This is a genomic window from Corynebacterium sp. HMSC05H05, assembly GCF_001807265.1.
Lineage (GTDB): Bacteria > Actinomycetota > Actinomycetes > Mycobacteriales > Mycobacteriaceae > Corynebacterium.
Window position 1 is genome coordinate 36,555 of record NZ_KV788386.1, and the last position, 22,875, is coordinate 59,429.

Annotated in this window: 20 protein-coding genes and 1 tRNA gene; 7 read left to right on the forward strand and 14 right to left on the reverse strand. The window is 64.9% G+C overall.

The annotated features are described in order from the left end of the window. Window positions 1-27: 27 nt before the first annotated feature. From HMPREF3151_RS04280 to HMPREF3151_RS04290, 3 genes are all read right to left on the reverse strand, one after another. Window positions 28-101, reverse strand: a tRNA-Pro gene (locus HMPREF3151_RS04280). Window positions 102-198: 97 nt separating this feature from the next. Next, window positions 199-597, reverse strand: coding sequence for a YchJ family protein (locus HMPREF3151_RS04285; RefSeq protein ID WP_070473813.1), 399 nt, complete (start codon window positions 595-597; stop codon window positions 199-201). Next, window positions 597-1,823 carry a bifunctional alpha/beta hydrolase/OsmC family protein gene (locus HMPREF3151_RS04290; protein ID WP_083290181.1) on the reverse strand — a complete coding sequence of 409 codons (1,227 nt, stop codon included), beginning with the start codon at window positions 1,821-1,823 and terminating at the stop codon, window positions 597-599. The genes HMPREF3151_RS04285 and HMPREF3151_RS04290 overlap by 1 nt, the downstream gene beginning before the upstream one ends. A 109-nt stretch (window positions 1,824-1,932) precedes the next feature. On the opposite strand from HMPREF3151_RS04290, the gene secA2 reads away from it, so the two are divergent. The 5 genes from secA2 (at window position 1,933) to HMPREF3151_RS04315 (ending at window position 6,764) form a co-directional block, all read left to right on the forward strand. Beyond that, a complete protein-coding gene (secA2, locus tag HMPREF3151_RS04295) occupies window positions 1,933-4,224 on the forward strand; it encodes an accessory Sec system translocase SecA2 (protein WP_070473815.1) in 2,292 nt (763 codons plus the stop codon). An 87-nt stretch (window positions 4,225-4,311) separates the two neighbouring features. Continuing rightward, window positions 4,312-4,737: an oxoglutarate dehydrogenase inhibitor Odhl gene (odhI, locus tag HMPREF3151_RS04300; protein ID WP_070473817.1), complete on the forward strand. Its 426-nt coding sequence runs from the start codon at window positions 4,312-4,314 to the stop codon at window positions 4,735-4,737. 20 nt (window positions 4,738-4,757) lie between these two features. After that, the gene (locus HMPREF3151_RS04305; RefSeq protein WP_070473819.1) at window positions 4,758-5,519 is read left to right on the forward strand and encodes a transcriptional regulator FtsR; all 762 of its coding nucleotides are present in this window, start codon (window positions 4,758-4,760) and stop codon (window positions 5,517-5,519) included. After that, window positions 5,519-6,079, forward strand: coding sequence for a bifunctional nuclease domain-containing protein (locus HMPREF3151_RS04310; protein ID WP_070473821.1), 561 nt, complete (start codon window positions 5,519-5,521; stop codon window positions 6,077-6,079). The genes HMPREF3151_RS04305 and HMPREF3151_RS04310 overlap by 1 nt, the downstream gene beginning before the upstream one ends. Window positions 6,080-6,197: 118 nt before the next feature. Then, entirely contained in the window at window positions 6,198-6,764 is a 567-nt protein-coding gene (locus tag HMPREF3151_RS04315) for a MerR family transcriptional regulator (protein WP_070473823.1), read from the forward strand. A gap of 169 nt (window positions 6,765-6,933) precedes the next feature. On the opposite strand, the gene HMPREF3151_RS04320 is transcribed toward HMPREF3151_RS04315, so the two are convergent. The 6 genes from HMPREF3151_RS04320 to gndA are packed head-to-tail and all read right to left on the reverse strand — an operon-like array spanning window position 6,934 to window position 14,616. Next, on the reverse strand, window positions 6,934-8,397 hold the full coding sequence (locus tag HMPREF3151_RS04320) for a vWA domain-containing protein (RefSeq protein WP_070473825.1): 1,464 nt from the start codon (window positions 8,395-8,397) through the stop codon (window positions 6,934-6,936). A 48-nt stretch (window positions 8,398-8,445) separates the two neighbouring features. After that, complete coding sequence (locus tag HMPREF3151_RS04325) at window positions 8,446-9,303, reverse strand: 3-methyladenine DNA glycosylase (RefSeq protein WP_070473827.1); 858 nt, start codon at window positions 9,301-9,303, stop codon at window positions 8,446-8,448. Then, window positions 9,303-10,355 carry a hemolysin family protein gene (locus HMPREF3151_RS04330; protein ID WP_070473829.1) on the reverse strand — a complete coding sequence of 351 codons (1,053 nt, stop codon included), beginning with the start codon at window positions 10,353-10,355 and terminating at the stop codon, window positions 9,303-9,305. The genes HMPREF3151_RS04325 and HMPREF3151_RS04330 overlap by 1 nt, the downstream gene beginning before the upstream one ends. Beyond that, window positions 10,352-11,746: a hemolysin family protein gene (locus HMPREF3151_RS04335; RefSeq protein ID WP_070473831.1), complete on the reverse strand. Its 1,395-nt coding sequence runs from the start codon at window positions 11,744-11,746 to the stop codon at window positions 10,352-10,354. Before HMPREF3151_RS04335 ends, HMPREF3151_RS04330 begins: the two co-directional genes overlap by 4 nt. 17 nt (window positions 11,747-11,763) lie before the next feature. Continuing rightward, entirely contained in the window at window positions 11,764-13,104 is a 1,341-nt protein-coding gene (locus HMPREF3151_RS04340; protein WP_070473833.1) for a DEAD/DEAH box helicase, read from the reverse strand. 42 nt (window positions 13,105-13,146) lie between these two features. After that, a complete protein-coding gene (gene gndA / locus HMPREF3151_RS04345) occupies window positions 13,147-14,616 on the reverse strand; it encodes an NADP-dependent phosphogluconate dehydrogenase (RefSeq protein ID WP_070473835.1) in 1,470 nt (489 codons plus the stop codon). Window positions 14,617-14,668: 52 nt separating this feature from the next. Between gndA and HMPREF3151_RS04350 the strand changes: the two genes are divergently transcribed. Continuing rightward, window positions 14,669-15,118 (forward strand): PaaI family thioesterase, encoded by a 450-nt coding sequence (locus HMPREF3151_RS04350; RefSeq protein ID WP_070473837.1) that lies wholly within the window; start codon window positions 14,669-14,671, stop codon window positions 15,116-15,118. Here HMPREF3151_RS04350 and HMPREF3151_RS04355 read toward each other — a convergent pair whose 3' ends face one another. From HMPREF3151_RS04355 to HMPREF3151_RS04375, 5 genes are all read right to left on the reverse strand, one after another. Beyond that, the gene (locus tag HMPREF3151_RS04355; RefSeq protein ID WP_070473839.1) at window positions 15,119-16,189 is read right to left on the reverse strand and encodes a magnesium and cobalt transport protein CorA; all 1,071 of its coding nucleotides are present in this window, start codon (window positions 16,187-16,189) and stop codon (window positions 15,119-15,121) included. Between the two features lie 205 nt (window positions 16,190-16,394). Next, on the reverse strand, window positions 16,395-17,270 hold the full coding sequence (gene pflA / locus HMPREF3151_RS04360) for a pyruvate formate-lyase-activating protein (RefSeq protein WP_070473840.1): 876 nt from the start codon (window positions 17,268-17,270) through the stop codon (window positions 16,395-16,397). 3 nt (window positions 17,271-17,273) lie between these two features. Beyond that, complete coding sequence (grcA2, locus tag HMPREF3151_RS04365; protein ID WP_070473842.1) at window positions 17,274-17,525, reverse strand: autonomous glycyl radical cofactor GrcA2; 252 nt, start codon at window positions 17,523-17,525, stop codon at window positions 17,274-17,276. Between the two features lie 44 nt (window positions 17,526-17,569). Next, entirely contained in the window at window positions 17,570-19,621 is a 2,052-nt protein-coding gene (locus HMPREF3151_RS04370) for a pyruvate formate lyase family protein (RefSeq protein ID WP_246815204.1), read from the reverse strand. Between the two features lie 328 nt (window positions 19,622-19,949). Beyond that, entirely contained in the window at window positions 19,950-21,287 is a 1,338-nt protein-coding gene (locus HMPREF3151_RS04375) for an NAD(P)/FAD-dependent oxidoreductase (RefSeq protein WP_070473846.1), read from the reverse strand. A gap of 134 nt (window positions 21,288-21,421) precedes the next feature. Between HMPREF3151_RS04375 and HMPREF3151_RS04380 the strand changes: the two genes are divergently transcribed. After that, the gene (locus HMPREF3151_RS04380) at window positions 21,422-22,741 is read left to right on the forward strand and encodes an SAM-dependent methyltransferase (RefSeq protein ID WP_070473848.1); all 1,320 of its coding nucleotides are present in this window, start codon (window positions 21,422-21,424) and stop codon (window positions 22,739-22,741) included. Window positions 22,742-22,875 lie beyond the last annotated feature (134 nt).

The following is a 22,875-nucleotide window of genomic DNA, read 5'->3' on the forward strand; positions in this document are numbered from 1 at the left end:
ACCCCCGAACCCCCAGAAAAAACTTTGTCGGACTGACAGGATTTGAACCTGCGACCCCCACACCCCCAGTGTGGTGCGCTACCAAACTGCGCCACAGCCCGATCCGCTACCGAAACGGTAACTGCGCAAATATTACAGCACTGTCATACGGACCCAAAACCGGCAGGTCACCAGACAGTCACCGGTGACACCCCAGGGTTAGCGGACTACGCCGTCGACGTAGACCCACCGCCCGGCGCGGCGCTCGAAGCGGGAGCGCTCCCGCATGACGCCGCCGGGGTGGTGGGCGGCGAATTCGACGACGCCCTCGGCGTCGAAAGGCCCGCCGCCGGTGGTGTCCAGCACTTCCAGGCGGGTAAACGGTTCGCCGGACGGGTCCACGGTCAGATCCGCCGGCCGCGTCTCATCGGCCCAGGTTTCCGCCACATAGGAGCCCGCGCCGCGCACGTAGGCGGTGTAGCGCGAGCGCATCAGCGTCTCAGCGGTGGGCGCCGCGGCAGCGCCGTCGATGTAGCGCCCGCAGCACGCCTCGTACGGCAGGCCCTGCCCGCAGGGGCACAAGGCCCGCACGTCCGCCCACAGCCCGGATTTAGCCATTACTTACCCAGGCGCTCCGCGCGGTGGAGCTTGTTCTGGCGGCGTCGGCGCTCAAGCGAGGCGGTCTCCGCGGTCGTTTCGATCTCGCCCTTTTCCACGTATCCGTCCACGGTGGAGGAGGCGCCGGCGGCGCGCAGGGTCTCCACCTCATCGTCGGTCAGGTCGCCGTAGAGGGTGATCAGGCGGGTGAAGGTGCCGTCGCCGTTGTGGTTGACTTCCACGCGGACGTCGTCAAGCTGCATGCCCTTGGCCGCCTCGCGCACCGCCTGCGAGCAGCTGACCGCGAGCGCGGACATGTACAGGCCGGTGGAGGTGACACCCTGGCCCTTGCCGCCGGTGTTCTTGGAGCGGTCGGTGGTGATCGCGCGGTCGGAGGTGCGCACCACGTCGCCGTACTTCGTGCCACGCGCGGAGTAGGACACGGCGTTGGTGTCCGTGGTCTTCGCAGGGACGAACAGCGGCTGGATGTACTGCTGCGCCCAGGAGCCGATGATGTCCGCGGCGCGCTGCGCGGTGCCCTGGCGGGTGAGCAGGTGGTCCGCCTTGTCCAGCGCCATCAGGGACTTGGGGTAGCGCGCCAGTGAGAAAATGTTCTGGGCGTTATCGATGCCGACGGTGACGTCGATAGGAGAGTGCACGACAAGCAGCGGCTTGCGCAGCTTCGGCAGGTACTCCTCCGGGTTGGTCTCGGCGAGGTCTTCGAGGAACTCGCGCGAGATGGTCAGCTCGCGGCCGCCGAGCACCACGCCGACCGAGCCGTTCGCATCGGCCTCGCCGATGGCGTGGGCGTAGTGGAGCACCGAGTGCGCCGGGTCGAACGGCGCGCCGACGGTGGCCACAGCCTTGATCATCTTCTTCAGCTCCGGGCGGGTGGCGGCTTTCAGCGTGGCGGCGCCGCCGAGGGAGTGGCCCATGAGCAGCTGCGGGGCCTTGTAGTTCTCCTCCAGCCACAGCGCGGCGGCGACGATGTCGTCCACGTTCTCGGAAAACGAGGTGTCCTTGAACTCGCCCTCGGACTGGCCCAGTCCGGGGAAGTCGAAGCGCAGGGTGGCAATGCCGTGTTCCGTCAGCCGCTTGGAGATGCGCGAGGCGCCCGGGGTGTGGCGGGAGCCGGCGAAGCAGTGCGCGAAAATGGCGTAGGCCTGCGCGGGTCCGTCGGGGCGGTCGATGGTCGCAGCCATCATGTGGCCCTTGGACGACGGAACTTTCACGTTCATAGACAGCATGGGTAGCCGTTTCCTCCTGCGGCTCGGCGGTTCAACGCAACGGTTACTTTCGCTGCAAGACTAATCGTCGCACCAACGGTTTGGCACGTTGGCGTTATTCTTAGCCCTTATGGGCAAGTTTGACTGGTTCTGGAAGGCCATGGGCTCCACTACGGAGCGCAACAACAAGAAGTCGAAAGCCGTCGTCGCGGACGCGCACGGCTTAATCGAGGAGCTTTCGCTTCTCGACGATGCTTCGCTCGCCTCCGCAGTCGCCTCCACCGTGCGCGACGGGGCCATCGCCGACAAGCCGCGTTTTCTGGCCGGGCTGTCCGTCGCCTCCCAGCGCACCCTGGGCATGACGCCGTTTGAGGTGCAGAACCAGGCCGTGCTGCGACTGCTGGAGGGCGACGTGATCCAGATGGCCACCGGCGAGGGCAAAACGCTCGTCGGCGCGATGGCCGCCACCGGATTCGCGCTGCAGGGCAAGCGCGTCCACCTGATCACGGTGAACAACTACTTGGCCGCACGCGACGCGGAGTGGATGCGCCCGCTCGTGGAGTTTTTCGGGTTGACGGTGGCGGCGGTCACGGAGTCGTCGACACGCGACGAGCGCGTGAGCGCATACCGCAGCGACGTCATTTACGCGCCGGTGACCGAGATCGGCTTCGACCACCTGCGCGACAACCAGATCACGTCCCGTGAACAGACGGTGCAGCTGCCCGCCGACGTCGCGCTGGTCGACGAAGCGGACAGCGTGCTCGTGGACGAGGCGCTCGTGCCGCTCGTGCTCGCCGGCTCCGAGGGGTCCAAGCAGGCCACCGGCCAGATCACCGAGGCCGTGTCGAAGCTGGACGAGGACACCGACTACACCATCGACGCGGACGGGCGCAATGCCTTCCTCACCGACGACGGCGCGGCGAAGATCGAACGGATTTTGGGTATCGACTCGCTGTACTCGGACGAGCACATCGGCACGACGCTGGTGCGCGTGAACCTTGCGCTGCACGCGAAGGCACTGCTGATCCGGGACGTGCACTACATCGTGGACGACGGCAAGGTCGCGCTTGTGGACGCCTCCCGCGGACGCGTGGCTGAGCTGCAGCGCTGGCCCGACGGCCTGCAGGCCGCGGTGGAAGCCAAGGAGGGGCTGGACGTGTCCGAAGGCGGGCGCATCCTGGACTCCATCACCCTGCAGGCGCTCATGCGCCGCTACCCGCTGGTGTGCGGCATGACCGGCACCGCCGTGGAGGCGACCGACCAGCTGCGCAGCTTCTACGGCCTGCACGTGTCTGTGATCGACCGCGCCAACGAGCTGCAGCGTTTCGACGAAGCCGACCGAATTTACGCCACTATGGAGGAGAAGAACTCCGCGATCGTCGACGAGATCGCGCACATCAACTCCACCGGCCAGCCGGTGCTGGTGGGCACCCACGACGTGGCGGAATCCGAGGCGCTGGCGGAAGCGCTTGAGGCGCGCGGTATCGCTGTCAACGTGCTCAACGCGAAAAACGACGCGGAAGAAGCCCGTATCATCGCCGAGGCCGGCGACGTGGGGCGGGTGACCGTCTCCACGCAGATGGCGGGCCGTGGCACGGATATCCGTCTCGGCGGCGCGGACGAAAGCGACCACGACAAGGTCGCCTCGCTCGGCGGCCTAGCGGTAATCGGCACGGCCAGGCACCGCACCGCCCGCCTGGACAACCAGCTGCGCGGCCGCGCCGGCCGCCAGGGCGACCCGGGATTAAGCGTGTTCTTCGTCTCCCTCGACGACGACATTGTCACCTCCGGCGGAGACGGCGAGCAGTTCTCCGCTCAGCCTGAGCCGGACGGACGCATCACCGGCAACCGCGCCCAGAGCTTCATCGAGCACTGCCAGCGCGTCACCGAAGGCCAGCTGCTGGAGATCCACTCACAGACCTGGAAGTACAACAAGCTGCTGGCGGACCACCGAGACATCCTCGACGAGCGCCGCGCCGCTCTGCTGGACACGGACACCGCGTGGCGCGAGCTGTCCGAGCGTTCCCCGCAGCGCGCCGCAGAGCTCTCGCACCTGCCACAGGACGTGCTCGAGCAGGCGGCGAGGGAGATCATGCTCTTCCACCTCGATGCCGAGTGGTCCGAGCACCTGGCGCTCATGGACGACGTCCGTGAATCCATCCACCTGCGCGCCATCGCCCGCGAAACGCCGATCGACGAATACCACCGCATCGCCGTGCGCGAGTTCAAGGACTTGGCCAACCGGGCGGTCGCGGCCGCGGTAGAAACATTCAACTCTGTGGACATCGACTCCAGCGGAGCGCACTTGGCCGACGCGGGCTGGAAGCGCCCAAGCGCGACGTGGACATACATGGTCTCCGACAACCCACTGGCGGGATCCGGGAACTCAGTCATTTCCGGAATCGGCAACATTTTCCGCTAGGCATTATCCGGTAGCCGCCCCTTCGGGCGAACCGGACGCTATTATGGCGAGAGATCTCAACCACGACTCGAAAGTCAGGAGTTACCCATGAGCGACAACACGCCGCAGAACCAGGTCGAAACCACCTCGGTATTCCGCGCAGACCTGCTCAAGGAGATGGAGTCCGGAGCTGCGACATCTGCGGACTCCGCCGCCGGTGCGGACCAGCTGTCGGATGGGGAGGCCCTCCTCGTAGTCAAGCGTGGCCCGAACGCGGGTGCCCGCTTCCTGTTGGACCAGGATTCCACCACCGCAGGCCGCCACCCGGAGGCCGACATCTTCCTCGACGACGTGACCGTGTCGCGTCGTCACGCTGAGTTCCGCCGCAACGACGGCGGGTACGAAGTCGTTGATGTGGGCTCGCTCAACGGCACCTACGTCAACCGCGAGCCGCGCAACTCCCAGGAGCTGACCAACGGCGACGAAATCCAGATTGGTAAATTCCGTCTGGTCTTCATCACCGCCGGCAACTAGTTAGAGAAGAGTTCGATCACGTGAGCGCAATCCGTCAGACGGCACCAGCCGCTACCTCCGCGAAGCCGGCTAAGGGCGCCAAGGCAACCAAGACCGCGAAGACGATGTCCATCGGCGTGGTGCTTGAACGTCTGCGCACCGAGTTCCCGGACGTGACCGTCTCCAAGATCCGCTTCCTCGAGTCCGAAGGGCTGATCACCCCGCAGCGCACCGCTTCCGGTTACCGCCGCTTCACCGAGGAGGACGTGGAGCGCCTGCGCTACATCCTGGTCACCCAGCGCGACAACTACCTGCCGCTGAAGGTCATTCGCGAACAGCTCGAAGCAATGGATTCCGGTCACGTCACCGCGATCCTGTCCGCTGGCGAGTCCGAGCCGATGATCTCCCCGGAGAACTTCCGCGCGCCGGCGGCGACGCAGCTGACCGACACGGACGTTGCGGAGCAGGCGCAGGCGGATCCGTCTACGGTGGAGGAGTACATCAAGGTCGGCCTGATCACCCCGGATGCTGCTGGGCTGTTCACCGCCGACGATGTCCGTACAGTCACCACCGCGCTGTCGCTGTCCGAATTCGGCTTCGACGCCCGCCACCTGAAGACGCTGCGCACCGCGGCGGCCCGCCAGGCCGACATGATCAACCAGGTTGCGGAGCCGGTGTCGAAGTCCGGCAAGGTTACCGCGCAGCAGAAAGCCGAAGAGATCGGTCAGCAGATGTCCGCGCTTGTCGTGTCCCTGCACGCGTCGCTGGTGAAGAACGAGCTGCGCAAGCAGCTGGGGAGCTAATGGAGGCCGTCAACCTCATCGGTGTGTTTCCGGTTGGCCCGGAGGACTTCCTGTGCGCCCTGCTCCAACGGCCCACGAACGGCCGGTGCATTCCAGTGTGGCTGCCGCCGATGGAGGGCGCTGAGCTGGCCATGCGCCTGGACGGGTGGGCCCCGAACCGACCGCGTCCCGTCGACGCGATCGCGGAGCTTATCCGCACTTCCACTAACGGAGCGGACAGCCTTGAGCTGTCCAGTTACGTCGACGGCACCTTTATGGCCACCCTGACAATCTACGGCGGCACCGAGATTGACCTGCGGGCGTCCGACGCACTGTTGTTGGCCGAGGAGCTGGACATGGAGCTGACTGTCGACGACACGGTCGCCGCCCAGGCCTCGGTGTTCTTGTCGCAAGAGGATGCGGAGCGCTACTTGCAGGCGGAGATCAAAATCGAGGACTTCACGGATGGGGCTGTCTCCGCCAGCGGCGACGCCCAGGCCGACGCGGACTTCGAGGCGTTGATGCGCAGCCTCGGAGTGGAGGACTCGGATTTGGGGGAGGATAACCCCAAGGAGGGGTAAAACCCTCAAGTATTCCTTGAGAGTTTCGGCGTGTTACGCATGTGACTATTGACCAGCTCCGTATGCTTACTCTTTAATAGTCATTAGGCTTCGAGCTAACTTTCATGGGAGTAATTACGTGAGCATCACCGAGGAAAATCAGGACGGCCTGTTCGACGCTGTGCAGGAGTCGCTTTTCGACGTCGGCCCGTCCGACGAAGTCGGCTACCGCGTGCCGATCGCCTGCCAAGTCGCCGGCATCACCTACCGCCAGCTCGACTACTGGGCTCGCACCGGCTTGGTGCGTCCGTCTATCCGCGGCGCGAAGGGCTCCGGTTCCCAGCGCCTGTACTCCTTCAAGGACATCCTGGTCCTGAAGATTGTCAAGGGCCTGCTCGACACCGGCATCTCGCTGCAGAACATCCGCCTCGCCGTGGATAAGCTGCGCGACCGCGGTGTCTCCGACATCGCCGAGATCACCCTCGTCTCCGACGGCGTGACCGTCTACGAGTGCCGCTCTAACGAGGAGATCATCGACCTCCTCGGCGGCGGCCAGGGCGTGTTCGGCATCGCCGTGCCGCAGATTATGAAGGAGCTGACCGGCACCATCTCCGCGTTCCCGTCGGAGCGCGTGGTCGAGGACGGTACGGACAATGTCATCGGTTTCGACGAGCTGGCGGACCGCCGCCGTCGCAAGACCTCTTAAGCGCCACCAACGCCAAGGCCCGGGCTGGGTTCACTCCCACCAGCCCGGGCCTTCTTCTATGTTCTCGCCCCACAAACCCTGGGAGGCAGAACCTGGGTTCGGCTAGATTTCGCAGGATCCCAGGCTTTGGATCCCAGGGTCTGTGGCTGGATGGGTAGTCGGCCGGCACCTACAGCCCGGAAGCCTGCTTTACGGCATCTTCGATGGCGTCGGCCTGCTTCGCGTCCACGGTCTTGGCGGACAGCGCCTCGACCGCCTGGTCCGCCTCGCCCTCGCCGACGCGGACAACGGTGATCTCCACTTTGTCGCCGGCAGCGCCTCGCACAGCGTCTTCGAAGGCCTTGTCGTCGCCGGCATCAGCCGTGCCGGTGGTGACCAGGACGACGCGGGTTTTCGCGCCGCCCGCGCCGTAGGCGCCCGCGGCTGCCTCGACGGCCTGGCGGGTCTGGGGCACGCCGCCGGTGAGGAAGCGGCGTACGGCCACGGCAACGGAGTTGGCGTCGGGGGAGACCGTGATGTTCTGGCGGTAGCCAACCACGACACCCGGGTTCAGCGGGGAGGAGTAGTTCCACAGGCCAACCTGTTTGCCCTGGCTGCCGAGCTCGAGCGCGGTGTTCGCGATCGCGTCCTTAGCTGGCTGGAGGTACGGGCCCATCGCGTCGGAGGTGTCCAGGAGGAACAGGGTGTTCTCGGGCTGCAGGGCTGCGGCGGTATCGGCCTTAGCTTCGTCGTCCGCCTTGTCAGCCTCGGCGCCGTCTTGGGCGTCGCCGTCCTTCTTCGCGTCCGCAGTGATGGCCTCGCCGCCGGCTGGCAGGGCAGCGGCCCACACCAGATCGGAGACGGCCGGCTGGTCCTTTTCGGAGCCGTCGAAGTGCTCGGAGGCGAAACGGGCGAAGTCTTGGCCGGCGCGGGCCTGGTTCTCGTCCACCTTTTCGTTCTGATTCAGCGGGAACGCGGTGTAGACGGCGTCGGCGCCGACCGGGGTGAACTTCAGTCCCTCGGGGACGGCATCTTCGGCGGTGGCCAGGAACTCTCCGGCGTCCGCGTTAAGCTCGTCCGCACTGCCGATGCGCTGATCGGTCAGCGCCTGCACGGCGTCGGTGTCGTTGCCCGCCACCTTGGATGCAACCAGCGCGGAGGCAGCGGACTCGTCGGAGACCGGGAAGCGGACCTTGTCCACGGTCAGGTCTTCGAGCTTGACATCGTCCTTGCCGGCCACGCCGACGGCTTCGCTGTAGGCAGGCTGGGGGTCAGAAACCGCTGGGGTGCGGCCGGAGCTTTCCAGCGACTGGTGGGTCACCGTCGTATTCGGGGCGACAAAGACTGCGGCGTCGGCGACAGCATCCACAAGCTGGGGCTTCACGCAGTAGTCGCGGACGACGGGGGCGGAGTCACCGTAGGCGTCCACAAGCGACTGGCCCGCACCCTTGTCGGAGGCAGCAACAGGCAGGACGAGCTCACCCGCGACGCAGTCCTCCGCCTTCGCCTGCGCGCCGTCGGCGTCGTCCGCACCGTCTCCGCGGCTGGACAACCACCAGATCACGGCCGCTGCGATCAGGGCCAGTACCACCAGTAAGGCGATGAGCTCTCCGGACAGCCTGTAGTTGTTTTTACCGCTTGCGTGCTTCGCCACCGGAATCGCCGCCTTTATCGATCGAACGAGTGAAAACCGTCTTCGAGTCTAGCCGTCATAGGCGGCGTCGATGACCGCGACAAGCCGCTGGCGCAGGGGTTGTGCGCGGCGGCTCAGCTCGCGCTGGCGGGCGACGTACTCCGCCTTGCCCTCAGGCGTTTCCACGGCCACCACGCCGAAGCCTAGCCCCCGGCAGTCGTAGGGCGATGCCTCCATGTCCAGGCGGCGGGCATCGGCGGCCAGCTCGAAGCAGTCCATGAGCAGCTCGCCGGGCACGAGCGGGCCGAGCTTCATCGCCCACTTGTACAGGTCCATGCTCACGTGCACGCAGCCCGCCTGGTCGTTGTCCGCTTGCCCCTCGCGCGTGAGCACGGTGAGATTCAGCGGCCGCGCCGCCGGGGTGAAAAACCGGAAGGCGTCGAAGTGCGTGCACTTGACGTTGTGCGCCTCCACCACGGCGTTCGTGCCCTCAGGACCTAGGCGCAGCGGCAGGCTGTGGCGCGGGTTGTCGGTGCGGTACACCATCGCCCACTCGTGCATGCCGAAGCAGTCGAAGTGGGCTTCACGCCTATCGACGGACCGAAGGATCGCCTCCGCCTCCTCCACGTCGGCGTGGCGGTGGGAGAGGAACCTGTGGACGTCGAGAAGCACAGTGCCCTTGTCACAGACATAGTCGCGCCAGCCGGCGTGGGGGAGTGAGGCGGCGTCTTCGAGCGCGACGCCGGCACCCGGGTGCCACCGCTTCAGGTGTGCGGGGCGCTGCGGGTAGTAATCGAAGAGGAAGTCCCACACGGGGTGGTACTGGCCGCGCGCCCTGCGGGCCACTCTCGGCGCGGTCCAGCGCTCGGCGCGGGCGGCGTGCGCGTCCATGCGCGGCAGGTACTCCTCGGGCGTGAGCACCTGCATTATTCGCCCTCGTGCGTCCAGTCGGAGACCGTTCCCACGTACTCCTCGATGAGGTCTTCCAGGGCGACCACGCCGACGAGCTTGCCGTTGTCGTGCACCTCCGCCATGTGTGCGGAGCGGCGGTGCAGCTGGGCGAGCGCGTCGTCCATGGACTGATTAGCTTCGACGGTGCTTAACGGGCGGATGCGCTTGAGCGAGACGCGCGGGTCGCCCTGCGGGAACTCCATCAGGTCCAGGATGTCTTTGACGTGGACATAGCCGGCGAGCGAGCTGGCGTCGATGCGTACGGGGAAGCGGGAATATCCGGTGTCTTGCACCGCCTGCTCGATGACGGAGAGGCGGATGCCGCGCGGGTCGTACGGGATGGTGGTGACCTGCGCCAGCGGGATCATCGCTTCCTTGAGCTGGCGGGAATCCTGGCGCAGCGCCTTGGCCAGGCGCACCGTCTCCTCGGCGTCGAGCAGGCCTTCCTCGCGCGACTCCTGGATCATGCTGGCCAGCTGTTCCTGGTCCACGGTGGATTCCAGCTCGTCGCGCTGCTCGATGCCGAACAGCAGCAGCGTCTTACGCGCGACCCAGTTGAGGAACTCCAGCAGAGGGCGAGTGAGCTTCATCCACAGTGTCATCGCCGGCGTCAGCCACATGGCCATACTCTCCGGTCCCGCAATGGCCAGGTTCTTCGGCACCATTTCGCCGAAGAGGATGTGCAGAAACGAGATGATCAGCAGGGCGATGATGAACGCGACCGGGTGCAGCAGGTCCGCGGGCATGCCCAGGGCCATAAACGGCGCCTCGATGTACGAGGCGATTGCGGGCTCGGCCACCTTGCCCAGAATCAGCGACGCCACAGTGATGCCAAACTGCGCACCAGCGAGGTAGATAGAGAGGTGCTCGGTGGCGTAGAGCACGCCCTCGGCCTTGGTCTTGCCTTGTGCGAGCAGCGATTCCAGGCGGTCCTTGCGGGAGGAGACGAGGGCGAACTCGACCGCCACGAAAAACGCGTTGGCGCCGAGCAGCGCGACGATGAGCAGTACTGCGAGCCAGATACTCACTTGGCCTCTACCTCCTCTCCGGTCTCGTGTTCAGGGGGAATTGGTCGCAGCAGGGCGCGGTCGATGCGGCGGCCGTCCATCTCGGAGACCTGCGCCAGCCAGTTGCCGGCGCCGCCGGATTGGAACTCCTCCTGGAAATTCGCTGCGCTGGCGGTGCGCAGCACTACCTCGTCGCCAAGCTCGGGGATGCGCCCCAGCGTGGCCATGATCAGACCACCGAGGGTTTCGTAGGGACCGTCTACCGCGGCAAATCCGGTGCGTTCCTCCAACTCGTCCAGACGCACGAGGCCTGCGACCTCCCAGGATGTGCCGAAGCGTATGAAGTCCTTTTCGCTTTCCTCGTCGTCGTATTCGTCGTAGACCTCGCCCAAGATCTCCTCCACGAGGTCCTCGATTGTGACCAGGCCCTGGGTGCCGCCGTACTCGTCGGCCACTAACACCACCTGAGATCCGGCCGAGCGCACGCGGTTGAGCACAGAATCGCCGTCAAGCGTGCCCGGCACGAACGGCACACGTCGCGCCAATGAAGCCAGCTTCGTCGTGGAACGGAACTCGTGTGGCACCGAAAAGGCGTCCTTGATGTGGACCACGCCGAGGGTGTCGTCCAAGTCGCCGCGGCGCACGGGGAAGCGGGAGTGGCCCGTCTGGCGCGCGAGGGTGATCAGGTCAGCGACAGTGTCGTCGGCGTCCAGCGAGTCGATGGTCGAGCGCGGCGTCATCACTTCCTCAGCGGTAGTCTCGCCGAAGCGCAAGGAGCGGTCGATCACGGCCGCAGTTGCCGCATCCAGCCCGCCAGCCTCGGCGGAGTTGCGCACCATCGCGCCGAGTTCCTGGGAGGAACGGGCCGAGGCGAGCTCGTCGGCAGGCTCGATGCCCATCTTGCGCACCACCCAGTTCGCGGCGGTGTTGAGGAAGAGGATAAACGGCTTGGTCGCCGTGTTGAAGTAGTGCACCGGAGGCACCACGGCCCGTGCCGTGTTCAGCGGGTCAGTGATGGCGACGTTTTTCGGCACCAACTCGCCGAAGACCATGGACAAAAACGTCGCCACAATCAACGCGAGGATGAGCGCGACAGTGGTGGACGCGTTCGCCGAAAGGCCAACAAGTTCGAGCACCGGGGTGAAAAACTGGCCCAGTACCGGCTCTGCCAGGAAACCGGCGGCAAGGGTTGTCACCGTGATTCCCAGCTGGGCGCCGGAGAGCACGAACGAGAGGTTTGCGTGGTCGCGCGCAATCGCACGCGCCGTGCCGTCGCCGCGTTCTTTGACGTGGGCCTCAATGGTGGAGCGCTCCAAGCCCGTCATGGCGAATTCGATTGCGACGAAAAGCCCGGTCGACGCCGTGAGCAGCACGAACGCCAGTAGGGCGAAAATGGATAAGAGTATGTCCATGGATGGTGGTCTGTGCCTTAGCGGCCGTTACTCCTTCGATTTCGGTCGCCGCGGCGGGGGCCGCTGCGGTTGTTGTTCCTGCCGCGGCCGCCACCGCGGCTGGCATTCCGGGTGCGGTTGCCGCCCGCCTTGCGGTTGCCGGAGGCGGCCGCCTTCTTGGACCGCTGGGGTTGGCCCGGCGGAGGAAGCGGTGCGCCTTCCGGTTTGCGTGCACCGGTGATTGTAACCAAGGAATCCGACAGCGGAGCCACCTTGACCTCGGGCGCGTCCACGCCAGCCTTGCGCAGAAGCTGCGCGACTTCCTTGGTCTGGTCGTCCTTCACCAGCGTGACAACGGTGCCGGAAGTTCCTGCGCGCGCAGTGCGGCCGGCGCGGTGCAGGTACGCCTTGTGCTCCGCGGGCGGGTCCACGTGCACGACCAGAGAGACGTCGTCGACGTCGATGCCGCGGGCGGCGATGTCCGTGGCCACCAGCACCGGGGTAGAGCCGTCGGCGAAACCCTCCAGCGCGCGGGTGCGCGCGCCCTGCCCCTTGTCGCCGTGCAGGCCCTGGGCGTGGATTCCGGCGCGGCGCAGCTTCTTCACCTGGCGGTCCACGCCGTGCTTGGTGCGCATGAACATGATGGTCTTGCCCTCGCGCGCGGCGATCTGCAGGGCGATCTCGTTGCGCTGCTCGCGGCCGCCCACCATGAGGCGGTAGTGGTCCATCGTGTCCACCGCGGCCTGCACCGGGGCGGTGGAGTGGGTCACGGGATCGTGCATGTAGCGGTTGATCAGCTTTTCCACGTCCCCGTCGAGGGTGGCGGAAAACAGCAGCCGCTGTCCGTCTTTCGGGGTGCGGTCCAAGAGCTTGCGCACCTGCGGCAAAAAGCCCATGTCCGCCATTTGGTCCGCCTCATCCAGCGCGGCGATTTCCACTGAATCGAAGGACAGCTTCTTCTGGTTGATCAGGTCCTCTGCGCGCCCGGGGGTGGCCACCAGCAGGTCCACCGGAGACGCGAGGGAACGGATGTGGTGGTTGATGTTCACGCCGCCCACAACGTCGAGCACGCGCAGTCCGAGCGCGGCAGCGGGATCCTCGAGGCGTTCGCGGATCTGGGCGGCCAGCTCGCGCGTCGGTGCCAGCACGAGACCGCGCGGGTGGCCCGGGGTGCTCGGAGCGCCGGACAGTCGCGCCAGCATGGGCAGGCCGAACGTGAAGGTCTTGCCGGAGCCTGTCGGGCCGCGGCCCAGTACGTCCTTGCCGGCGAGCGCGTCCGGGATCGCCGCCTCCTGGATAGGGAAGGGCTCGGTGATGCCCTGCTTGCTCAGGACGTTGACAATGGCCCGGGGCAAACCGAGGTCGGCGAAAGTAGTCATTCGGTGCAGTTTACGCGTTCAGCAGTGCCGGGAAAAGCCGAGCTAGTAGCTCAGTTCTTCGCGCTCGCCGGACCAGGTGGTGTGGAACGTGCCCTCCATGTCCACGCGCTTGTACGTATGCGCGCCGAAGAAGTCGCGCTGGCCCTGAATCAGGGCCGCCGGCAGGCGCTGAGCGCGCAGCGAGTCGTAGTAGGACAGCGAGGAGGCGAATACCGGCACCGGCAGGCCCAGCTGGGTCGCGGTGATGACCACGCGGCGCCAGGAATCCACCAGGCCCTTGTCCAGCTCGCCCTTGAAGTACGGGTCCAACAGCAGCGACGGCAGCTCCGGGTCCTTCTCGTACGCCTCGGTGATGCGGTCCAAGAATTTCGCGCGGATGATGCAGCCGCCGCGCCAGATGCGCGCCAGATCGCCCGGCTTGATGTCCCAGTTGTGCTCCTGGGAGCCCGCGTTGATTTCGTCGAAGCCCTGCGCGTACGCCACCAGCTTGGAGGCGTAGAGCGCGCGCCGCACGTCTTCAATGAACGATTGCTTATCGACGCCTACGGTCTCCAACGTCGTCGTCTCACCCGCCGGCAACCCGACCTCCTGAGCCGCCTCGCGCTGCGCCAGGGCAGAAGACAGCGCACGTGCAAAGACGGCTTCGCCGATGGCGGTGGTGGGCACGCCGAGGTCCAGGGCCTCCTTGACCGTCCAGCGGCCGGTGCCCTTCTGGCCGGCTGCGTCCACGATGACGTCGATGAACGGCTTGCCGGTGCGAGCATCCACCTGGCGCAGCACCTCGGCGGTGATCTCGATGAGGTAGGAATCCAGGTCGCCCTTGTTCCACTCCGTGAAGATGTCCGCGATTTCCGCCGGTTCAAGGCCCGCCGCGTAGCGCAGCAGGTGATAGGCCTCGCCGATGACCTGCATGTCGGCGTACTCGATGCCGTTGTGCACCATCTTGACAAAGTGGCCGGCACCGTCCGGGCCGATGTGGGTCACGCACGGGGTGCCGTCCACCTTCGCGGAAATGTCCTCCAAAAGCGGCCCGAGGGTCTCCCAGGACTCCACCGGTCCGCCCGGCATGATGGACGGCCCGCGCAACGCGCCCTCCTCACCGCCGGAGATGCCGGCGCCGACGAAGTGGCGGCCGGCCGCGGCGACCTCGCGTTCGCGGCGGATGGTGTCCGTGAACAGGGCATTGCCGCCGTCGATAATGATGTCGCCCTCATCCATCGCCTCGATGAGCTGGGCGATCACCGCATCCGTCGCCGCGCCGGCCTGGACCATGATCACGGCCTTGCGGGGGCGCTCGAGCGATGCGACGAAGTCCTCGATCGTCTCAGAGGGGATGAAGTTGCCCTCGTGGCCAAACTCGTCCACAACCGCGCGGGTCTTCTCCGGGGAGCGGTTGAAAATGGCCACCGTGTGGCCCTTCGAGGCGAAGTTCCGGGCAAGGTTGGAGCCCATCACCGCCATGCCGACAACACCGATTTGAGCAAGCTGTTCACCGTCGCGTTTAGCAGTCATACGCCGAATTCTACGCGGGGTGCGCACGCCTACGCCCGTATGATTGGCCGGCATGGAAAAGGAGAAGAATCTGCGCCTGTACCAAGAGGTCATCGAGGTCCCGCTCACCGACGAAGAACTCGCGTTCATCAACTCCGTCGAGTTCGACTTCGCCCAAACCCTCGGGCTGAAGCTGACGTACTGCTCCAAGGACCGTCTAGAAGGAGAACTCCAGGTGGAACAACGGCACCTGCAGCCCACCGGCATCGTCAACGGCGGGCTGTATTGCGTGATCGGGGAGACGCTGGCCTCCATCGCCGCCGTGGCAGCGAGTGCAAAGCCCGCGGTGGGGATGAGCAACTACACGGACCTGCTCGGCAGCGTGCGGGAAGGCCAGACGATTCGTGCGGTGGCCGAACCCGTGCACGTCGGCAAGCGCACGCACCTGTGGCGCGTCGAGATGACCGCCGACGGCAAGCTCGCGGCCGTCACCAACCTGAAGCTGATGGTGCTGAACAGCTAGCTACAGCCAGTTGTTCTTACGGAACCACCACCACATCGCCGAGATAGCCAAGGCCATCACCAGAAGGGCGCCGGGGTAGCCGTAGCGCCAGCCCAGTTCCGGCATGACCTCGAAGTTCATGCCGTAAATACCGGCGACCAGCGTCGGCACCGCAGCCATGCCCACCACGGCGGAGATCGTGCGCATGTCCGAGTTCTGTTGCATGGTGATCTTGGCAACCGACGCATCGAGCAGCGACGTCAGACGCTCGTCGAAGCCAGACAGGCGGTCGCTGACGATAGTGGAGTTGTCCTGCACATCTCGGAAGTAGGTGCGCAGAACCTTCCGCATGAAGTCCTTGTTGTTGGTGAGGCCGTTGCGCAGGGCTGGTGCGAGCGGATCGATCGCGTGGCGCATCTCCAAGATCTCTCGTTTGTAGGTGTAGATCTTGTCGATGTTGATGTCCCGGCGCGGCGTAAACACCTCGTTTTCCAGCTCATCCACGTCGTTTTCTAGTAGATCGGTGACCTTGAGGTAGTTGTCCACCAAGTAGTCGGACACTGCCCACGCGACGGCGGTGGGGCCGAGCACAGCGAGATCCTCTTCGTCCTCGATCTTGGGCGTGAGATCCGGCAGGTGCGCGCCGTGGCGAATGGTGATGGCGAACTTCTCGCTGACAATCATCTGCACCTCGCCGGTGGAAATGATCTCGCGGGCGTCCGCGACCTCTTCATCGTCGCGGTAGGACACCGAGCGCACGACCATGAACAGCTGCTCGTCGTGTCGCTCGATTTTGGGGCGCTGGTGGGCGTCCACAACGTCATCAACCACGAGGTCCTCAATGTCGAAGATTTCCGCGATCTTTTCCATCTGCTCCGTGGACGGCTCTTTCAGGCTCAGCCACACGAAGGCGTTTTCGTAGCGCTCCACGACCTCGAGAGCGTGCGACATCCGCACATTGCCTGGCTGGCGTTTGCCGTCCACGAACACGCGGCAGAAGTCGATCTGGCGTTCAAGGGGGACCGGAATGCTGCGCGTGGGGGGCTGTACCTTCTTTGGACGTTGCCCCGGCATCGGGATACGAGGCGGCATAGCTTCAAGCCCCCTTTCACTGGTACGAGGGGCTCGAGGCTTGAAGCATTCGCCCCTGTGCGGCGGGAGAGCGCGCTGCGGGCGCGCCAGACAACTTAGGTGATATTACGCGCTAACGGGCGGTTGTCTAACGGGGGTGCAAAACTGCACAACCCCGTTTCCGACAACCGCCCTCAATGCGAGTTAGCGCCTGCTAAGGACCTGGCTAGAACACGTTCAGACCGCGACTGCGGAAGATCTCGCGGACGTGTTCCACGGACTCCGGCGACGGGGGAGTAACCCCTTTGAGCTCGTAGTCCATGCCAATGCGGTTCCATTTGTCCTCGCCCATGTTGTGGAAGGGGAGGACCTCAACGCGCTCCACGGTGCCTTTCCAGCGTGCGACGATGTCGGCCACGGCCTGCACATTGTCCTCGCTGTCCGTCAGGCCGGGCACGACCACGAATCGGATCCACACCGGTTTGCCCTTTTCGTGCAGCCGGTCGCCGAAGTCGATCGTCGGCTGCAGCTGGCGCGCGGTGACGTTTTCGTACGTGTCGGGCAGACCCGACTTCACGTCCAGCAAGAACAGGTCGATGTTGTCCAGGTCCTCGTCCGTCAGGCGGGAGCCGAGGAATCCGGAGGTGTCGATCGTGGTGTGCACACCAGCGTCGTGGACTGCCTTAAGCAGGCGACGAGTGAACGCGATCTGGAACAGCGGCTCACCGCCGGAGAGGGTCAGTCCGCCACCGGAGGCGTTGAACACCGGCTTGTAGCGAAGCACGCGGCGCACGACATCGTCGATCTGCTCGAGCGTGCCGTCCTTCATTTCCATCGTGTCCGGGTTGTGGCAGTACTTGCACCGCAGCGGGCAACCGGACAAGAAGATGGTCATCCGGGTGCCGGGGCCGTCGACAGCTGTGACCAGCTCCCACGAGTGGATGAGTCCGATTTCGCCTGTGCGGCGGGCCTCAAACAGCTCGGGGCGGGTGATCTCAAGGTCGTCGGTGGACAGTCCGCCTAAACCGGCAGCGACGCCGCGCACGCGCTCGCCCTGTTCGGGCGCAAGCGTGACGACGCCGCTAGTTCCGTCCTGCGCCATATATTAAGCGCCCTTGTGGAAGGTACGGGAGATGACGTCGCGCTGCTGCTCCTTCGTCAGCTTGACGAAGTTGACGGCGTAGCCGGAGACGCGAACGGTGAGGTTCGGGTAGTTCTCCGGGTGCTCCATGGCGTCCTCCAGCGTGGACTCGTCCAGCACGTTGATGTTGGCGTGGTACAGGCCGGAGTCCATGTTGTTAGCGGAGCGGGAAGCCTTCATGGAAGCGAGGCGCTCGTCGAAAGTAGGGGTGGTCATGATGTTTTCTCCTTCAGAGTGGAAAGGTGGATGGGAAGTCTGAGTTAGGCGGGGTTGATGACCGTGTCGGCGTTGTCCATGATGAAGCCAGCATCCAGGACACCGACCAGGTTGGTCACCTGCTCGTCCTTGTTGCGGCCCAAGCCCGTCGGAGTGATCGTGTTGGTCAGCGAGATGCCGTCCAGCGCGTCGTTGTAGTCGAGCTTGCCCACGGAGAGCATGGACGCGACCATGCCGTGGTTGTCCGCGCCGTTCTCCGGGTTAGCGCCCGGTGCGAACGGGGTACCAGCCTTGTGGCCGGAGGGGAACGAACCGGTTGCCTTGCCGTAGACCACGTTGGAGGTGATGGTCAGCACCGACTGGGTCGGGATGGCGTCGCGGTAGAGCGGGATCGCCTTGATCTTCTGCATCACCGTGTGCACCACCGTGGCGGCGATGTCGTCCGCGCGGTCATCGTCGTTGCCGTAGAACGGGAACTCGCCCTCGGTGACGTAGTCGACGATCAGGCCAGTCTCGTCGCGGACCGGGGTGACCTTCGCGTACTTAATCGCCGACAGGGAGTCGGCCACGATGGACAGGCCGGCAATGCCGCAGCCCATGGTGCGGACAATGTCGGAGTCGTGCAGCGCCATCTCGATGGACTCGTAGGCGTACCGGTCGTGGCAGTAGTGGATGATGTTCAAAGCCTCGACGTAGGTGCCGACAACCCAGTCGAGCATCTCCTCGTACTTCTGCCAGACCTCGTCGAAGTCCAGCGGACCGTCGCCCTCAATCGGGGTGTGGTCGCCGTCGGTGACCTGCTTGCCGGTGACCTCGTCGCGGCCGCCGTTCATGGCGTAGAGCAGGGCCTTGGCGGCGTTGACGCGGGCGCCGAAGAACTGCATCTGCTTGCCCACCTGCATCGGGGACACGCAGCAAGCGATGGCGGCATCGTCGCCCCACTTGTCGCGGATCTGCTTGTCGGACTCGTACTGCAGCGACGACGTCTCGATGGAGATCGCGGCGCAGAATTCCTTGTAGCCCGCCGGAAGTGCCGGATCCCAGAAGATGGTGATGTTTGGCTCCGGCGCCGGTCCCAGGTTGCGCAGCGTCTGCAGCAGACGGAACGAGGTCTTGGTCACCTGGTGGCGGCCGTCCTCGGAGAAGCCGGCGTCGGTCCAGGTTGCCCAGTACGGGTCGCCGGAGAAGATCTGGTCGTAGTCCTCGGTGCGCAGGAAGCGAACGATACGAAGCTTGATCACCAGTGCGTCGATGATCTCCTGAGCCTCGACCTCGGTCAGGGTGCCGTTGGCCAAGTCGCGCTCGAAGTACGCGTCCAGGAAGGGGGAGAGGCGGCCGATGGACATGGCGGCGCCGTCCTGGCTCTTCACGGAGGCGAGGTAGCCGAAGTAGGTCCACTGCACGGCTTCCTTGGCGTTGGTGGCCGGGCCGGAGATGTCGAAGCCGTAGTCCTCGGCCATCTTCTTCAGCTTCTTCAGCGCCTTGATCTGCTCGGCGTGCTCCTCACGGTAGCGGGCCCAGTGCTCGGAGAAGCCCTTCTCCAGGGAAGCGTCCTTCGCCTGCTGCTTCTCCTCGATGAGGAAATCCACACCGTAGAGAGCCACGCGGCGGTAGTCGCCGATGATGCGGCCACGGCCGTAGGCATCCGGCAGGCCCGTCACGATGTGAGAGGAGCGCGCCGCACGGATGCGCGGGGTGTAGATGTCAAAGACGGCATCGTTGTGGGTCTTGCGGTACTGCGTGAAGATCTTCTTCACGTCCGGGTTGACCTCTTTGCCGGCCTCCTTGATCGCCTGCTCAACCATGCGCCAGCCACCGTTCGGCATCATTGCGCGCTTGGTCGGCGTGTCCGTCTGCAGACCAACAACGACGTCGTCGTCCTCCGAGATGTATCCCGGCTTGAAGGCGTCGATGTCAGCGGGCGTTTCTGTGTCCACGTCGTAGACACGGCGCTCACGCTCGACGGCGAGGTAGTTCTTGTCGAGGTGATCCCAGAGGCGCAGGGTTTTTTCGGTGGCGCCTTCAAGGAACGATGCATCCCCGTCGTACGGGGTGTAGTTGCGCTGGACGAAATCGCGGACGTCGATGCGTTCCATCCACGGGCCCGGCTTGAAGCCGTCCCATGCGCGGTTTTCAATTTGCGGCTCTGTCGAAACAGTCACAGTTGCACAGTCCTTCGTTAAAGCATTTGAGGATCTCTCGCGGCTGCGCTTGCCCATTTACTTACCCATGTACTTTCAAAGCGCGGGCCGCTCAGAAACCATTGTAAGGGATGATTCGGGGCTAATAGTAATACGATTGGTGTGACGTTGCGCACAGGTGTCATGGGGTAAAAGGCACGAAAGAACCGGCCCGAAGCCTTTGTAGATAGGCTCTGGGCCGGCTCGGATCGGCGTCGGCGAAACGCCAGGGGAGGGCGAAGGGTTACTTTTCGTTCTCCAGCTCAGGTCCCTCGAGCTGCCCCTCGGTCACAGCCAGGTTGTGGCGGGTGCGCGAGAACGCGTTGATGGTCCACTCGCTGGCGGCCACAAGACGGTTGCGGGTGCCGGTGAGGAAGGACAGGTGCACGCCCAGCCACATCAGCCAGCCGATGAAGCCGGTGATTTCCACCTTGCCCATCTTCACAACCGCGTTGAAGCGGTTGATGATGGCCATCGAGCCCTTGTCGAAGTACTCGAACGGGTCGCGGTTTTCCGGAGCGACGTCGTGCTCGACCTGCTCCTTGATGATCTTGCCCACGTAGGCGCCGGACTGGATGGCCACCTGCGCAACGCCCGGGAGGCGGTCGCGGTTCATCATGTCGCCGATGATGAACAGGTTCGGCTCATCGCCCACGGACAGGTCGGCGTTGACCGCAACCTTGCCGGCACGGTCGGCCTCGACACCGAGCTGATCGGCGATCTGCTTGCCCAGCGGGGAAGCGGCAACACCGGCGGACCAGATCTTGGTCGGGGTGCTGATAGTGGTCTCCTGCTCGGTCTTCATGTCCTTGTAGGTCACGGAGTCCGCGTCCACGTTAGTCACCATCGCGTTGAGGATGACGGTCACGCCCGCCTTCTCTAGCTCGCGCTGTGCCTTCTTGCCCAGGCGCTTGCCAAACGGCGGCAGGACCTGCGGCGCGCCGTCCAGCAGGTAGATCTTGGCTTGCTCGGTGCTAAAGGAGTAGCGGCCGGAGGTGAATGCGCGGTGCGCCATCTCGGCCACCTGGCCAGCCAGCTCCACACCGGTCGGGCCTGCGCCGACGATGACGAAGGTCAGCTCACGCTCGCGCTCTTCCGGCGTCTGCGCCAGCTCAGCGCGCTCGAAGGCTGCGATGAGGCGGGCGCGGATCTCAAACGCGTGGTCCAACGTCTTCAGACCCGGAGCGTACTGCGCAAAGTGGTCGTTGCCGAAGTAGGACTGGCCGGCGCCTGCGGCGACGATGAGGGAGTCGTAGGAGAAGGTGGTCTCCTTGCCGCCCTCGACGGAGGTGACGGTCTTCGCCTGAGCGTCGACGGTCTCCACGGTGCCGCGAACGACGCGGACGTTCTGTTGGTCGCTGAACATCTGGCGTACATCGCCGGTGATCTCGCCGGAGGACATCAGGCCGGTTGCCACCTGGTAAAGCAGCGGCGGGAAGAGGTGGTGGTTGGTGTTGTTGATCAGCGTGATGTCGACATCTGCGTCTGCGAGCTCTTTCGCCGCATTCACGCCGCCAAAACCTGCGCCCACGATGACAACGTGGTGGCGACTACCTTCGGGGCGGTACACCTGAGAGGCCATGAGTGATATCTCCTCGGGTTAATGACGATATTAATTGGAACGGCATACATAGTACGCGCCCACCAATAAACTGCGCGGGCAGGCTCCGCCGTGGCACCTCATATCTCAGTGCTGCGCGCACTAGCATTCGAGAAATGGCCGAGAGCACTCCCGCGAACATCCCCGCGCACCTTCAACCAGTTGATGCAGACGCGTGGCCGGGGGTGGCCAATATTCCGAAGCCGAGCAGGTTGCGAACGAGGCTCGCAGAGGCCGGCTTCGCTCGTGCCTGTGCGAAAGCGGGCCTGTCGTTCGAAGGAGACGGCGCAGACATCGCGGTTGAGCGCGCTGAAGTGTTTCAGCGCGTCGCCGCGAGCGGGTGGGTTGGCCTCGCAGAGGGCTACATGGCAGGAGAGTGGTCGGCAGGGGGTTCGCAGCAGCTTGTCGACGTCCTCACGGCCCTCATACGCACCGGCTACTGCCCACGCACCCGCCGCGTGGACGCGGTGCGGCCCGCAACGCCAGGGGAGTTGCCGCCGGATCTGGTTGCTCACTTTTCGGGCGACGGACTCAGCGCGTTCCAGGGGCATTTCGCCACCGGAGTGGCCACCACGCAACGGGTGCGGATGAAGTCTCATACCAAAGGCGCCGGCAGAGGTCGCGAGCCCCGCGATCATTTCGTAGACGTGACGGAAATCGGGGCTCCTATGGAGTCTGACAGGGCGGATCTGCAGGACGCGCAAAACCGCAGCGTAGAATCCCTTTTGGAGAGTCTGAACGTGGTCTCCGGCACGCATCTGTTGGAGTATCCGTCCGGAGGCGGCGCATTAGCGTTCGAGGCCGCTGCGCGCGGGGCGACTGTCGACGCCGTGACTCGCGATTCGCGTATGTACGCCGCGATGCGCGAGCGGCTGATTCTCACGGGCACAGACGGATCCGTCACCGTGGACCGTATTGCGGAGGGCCCGGTTGCTGTGGCCAAGCAACGAAGCGGTGTCTACGACGCGGTCGCGAGCATGGAGGTGTTTGAAACCATGCCGCAACGCCAGCAGAGAAAGTATCTGCTGGCCGTGGACGCGCTGCTTAGTCAGGGCGGGCGAGCAGCCATGCAGACGGTGGTACGTACGCAGGCGTACAACCGCACGGCGGATCTCGCGCTGGAGTCGCTGCGAGCATATATCTGGCCGGGACTGTATTTCTCAAAGGTCACGGAGATTGGCAAGACAGTCGACCGCGAGACCGATCTGCGCGTCGTGGCGCAGACGTCGGCGCCGGAGCACCTCGCGGCGTCGTTGCGCCTGCAGCGCGTCACGTTCGACGGCAAGCTGCGCGATGCGGCCGCCGACGGCTACGACGCCGTGTTCCGCCGTCTGTGGGTGTGGCAGTTCGCGTTGCGTGAGGCGATGGCGCGGCTGGGGATGATCGATCTGGCGCAGATCACGTTCGCGCGGAGAAACAGGAGAGGACGCCGCTAGCGGGAGGCTTGGCCGCCAGAACGTTACTTGACATAATGTACATTATCGGACAGTTATATATGGTGGAACCGTAAAAGGCGCCGAGCGCTCTTCGCGTCCGACGCCCTTCCATATACCCCTATTATTGTAACGTT

Excerpts from the sequence above, each read along its gene's own strand:
- HMPREF3151_RS04285 (WP_070473813.1), bottom strand. The coding sequence starts at position 597 with ATGGCTAAATCCGGGCTGTGGGCGGACGTGCGGGCCTTGTGCCCCTGC.
- HMPREF3151_RS04290 (WP_083290181.1), bottom strand. The coding sequence starts at position 1,823 with ATGCTGTCTATGAACGTGAAAGTTCCGTCGTCCAAGGGCCACATGATG.
- secA2 (WP_070473815.1), top strand. The coding sequence starts at position 1,933 with ATGGGCAAGTTTGACTGGTTCTGGAAGGCCATGGGCTCCACTACGGAG.
- odhI (WP_070473817.1), top strand. The coding sequence starts at position 4,312 with ATGAGCGACAACACGCCGCAGAACCAGGTCGAAACCACCTCGGTATTC.
- HMPREF3151_RS04310 (WP_070473821.1), top strand. The coding sequence starts at position 5,519 with ATGGAGGCCGTCAACCTCATCGGTGTGTTTCCGGTTGGCCCGGAGGAC.
- HMPREF3151_RS04325 (WP_070473827.1), bottom strand. The coding sequence starts at position 9,303 with ATGCAGGTGCTCACGCCCGAGGAGTACCTGCCGCGCATGGACGCGCAC.
- HMPREF3151_RS04335 (WP_070473831.1), bottom strand. The coding sequence starts at position 11,746 with ATGGACATACTCTTATCCATTTTCGCCCTACTGGCGTTCGTGCTGCTC.
- HMPREF3151_RS04340 (WP_070473833.1), bottom strand. The coding sequence starts at position 13,104 with ATGACTACTTTCGCCGACCTCGGTTTGCCCCGGGCCATTGTCAACGTC.
- gndA (WP_070473835.1), bottom strand. The coding sequence starts at position 14,616 with ATGACTGCTAAACGCGACGGTGAACAGCTTGCTCAAATCGGTGTTGTC.
- HMPREF3151_RS04350 (WP_070473837.1), top strand. The coding sequence starts at position 14,669 with ATGGAAAAGGAGAAGAATCTGCGCCTGTACCAAGAGGTCATCGAGGTC.
- HMPREF3151_RS04355 (WP_070473839.1), bottom strand. The coding sequence starts at position 16,189 with ATGCCGCCTCGTATCCCGATGCCGGGGCAACGTCCAAAGAAGGTACAG.
- pflA (WP_070473840.1), bottom strand. The coding sequence starts at position 17,270 with ATGGCGCAGGACGGAACTAGCGGCGTCGTCACGCTTGCGCCCGAACAG.
- grcA2 (WP_070473842.1), bottom strand. The coding sequence starts at position 17,525 with ATGACCACCCCTACTTTCGACGAGCGCCTCGCTTCCATGAAGGCTTCC.
- HMPREF3151_RS04370 (WP_246815204.1), bottom strand. The coding sequence starts at position 19,621 with ATGGAACGCATCGACGTCCGCGATTTCGTCCAGCGCAACTACACCCCG.
- HMPREF3151_RS04375 (WP_070473846.1), bottom strand. The coding sequence starts at position 21,287 with ATGGCCTCTCAGGTGTACCGCCCCGAAGGTAGTCGCCACCACGTTGTC.
- HMPREF3151_RS04380 (WP_070473848.1), top strand. The coding sequence starts at position 21,422 with ATGGCCGAGAGCACTCCCGCGAACATCCCCGCGCACCTTCAACCAGTT.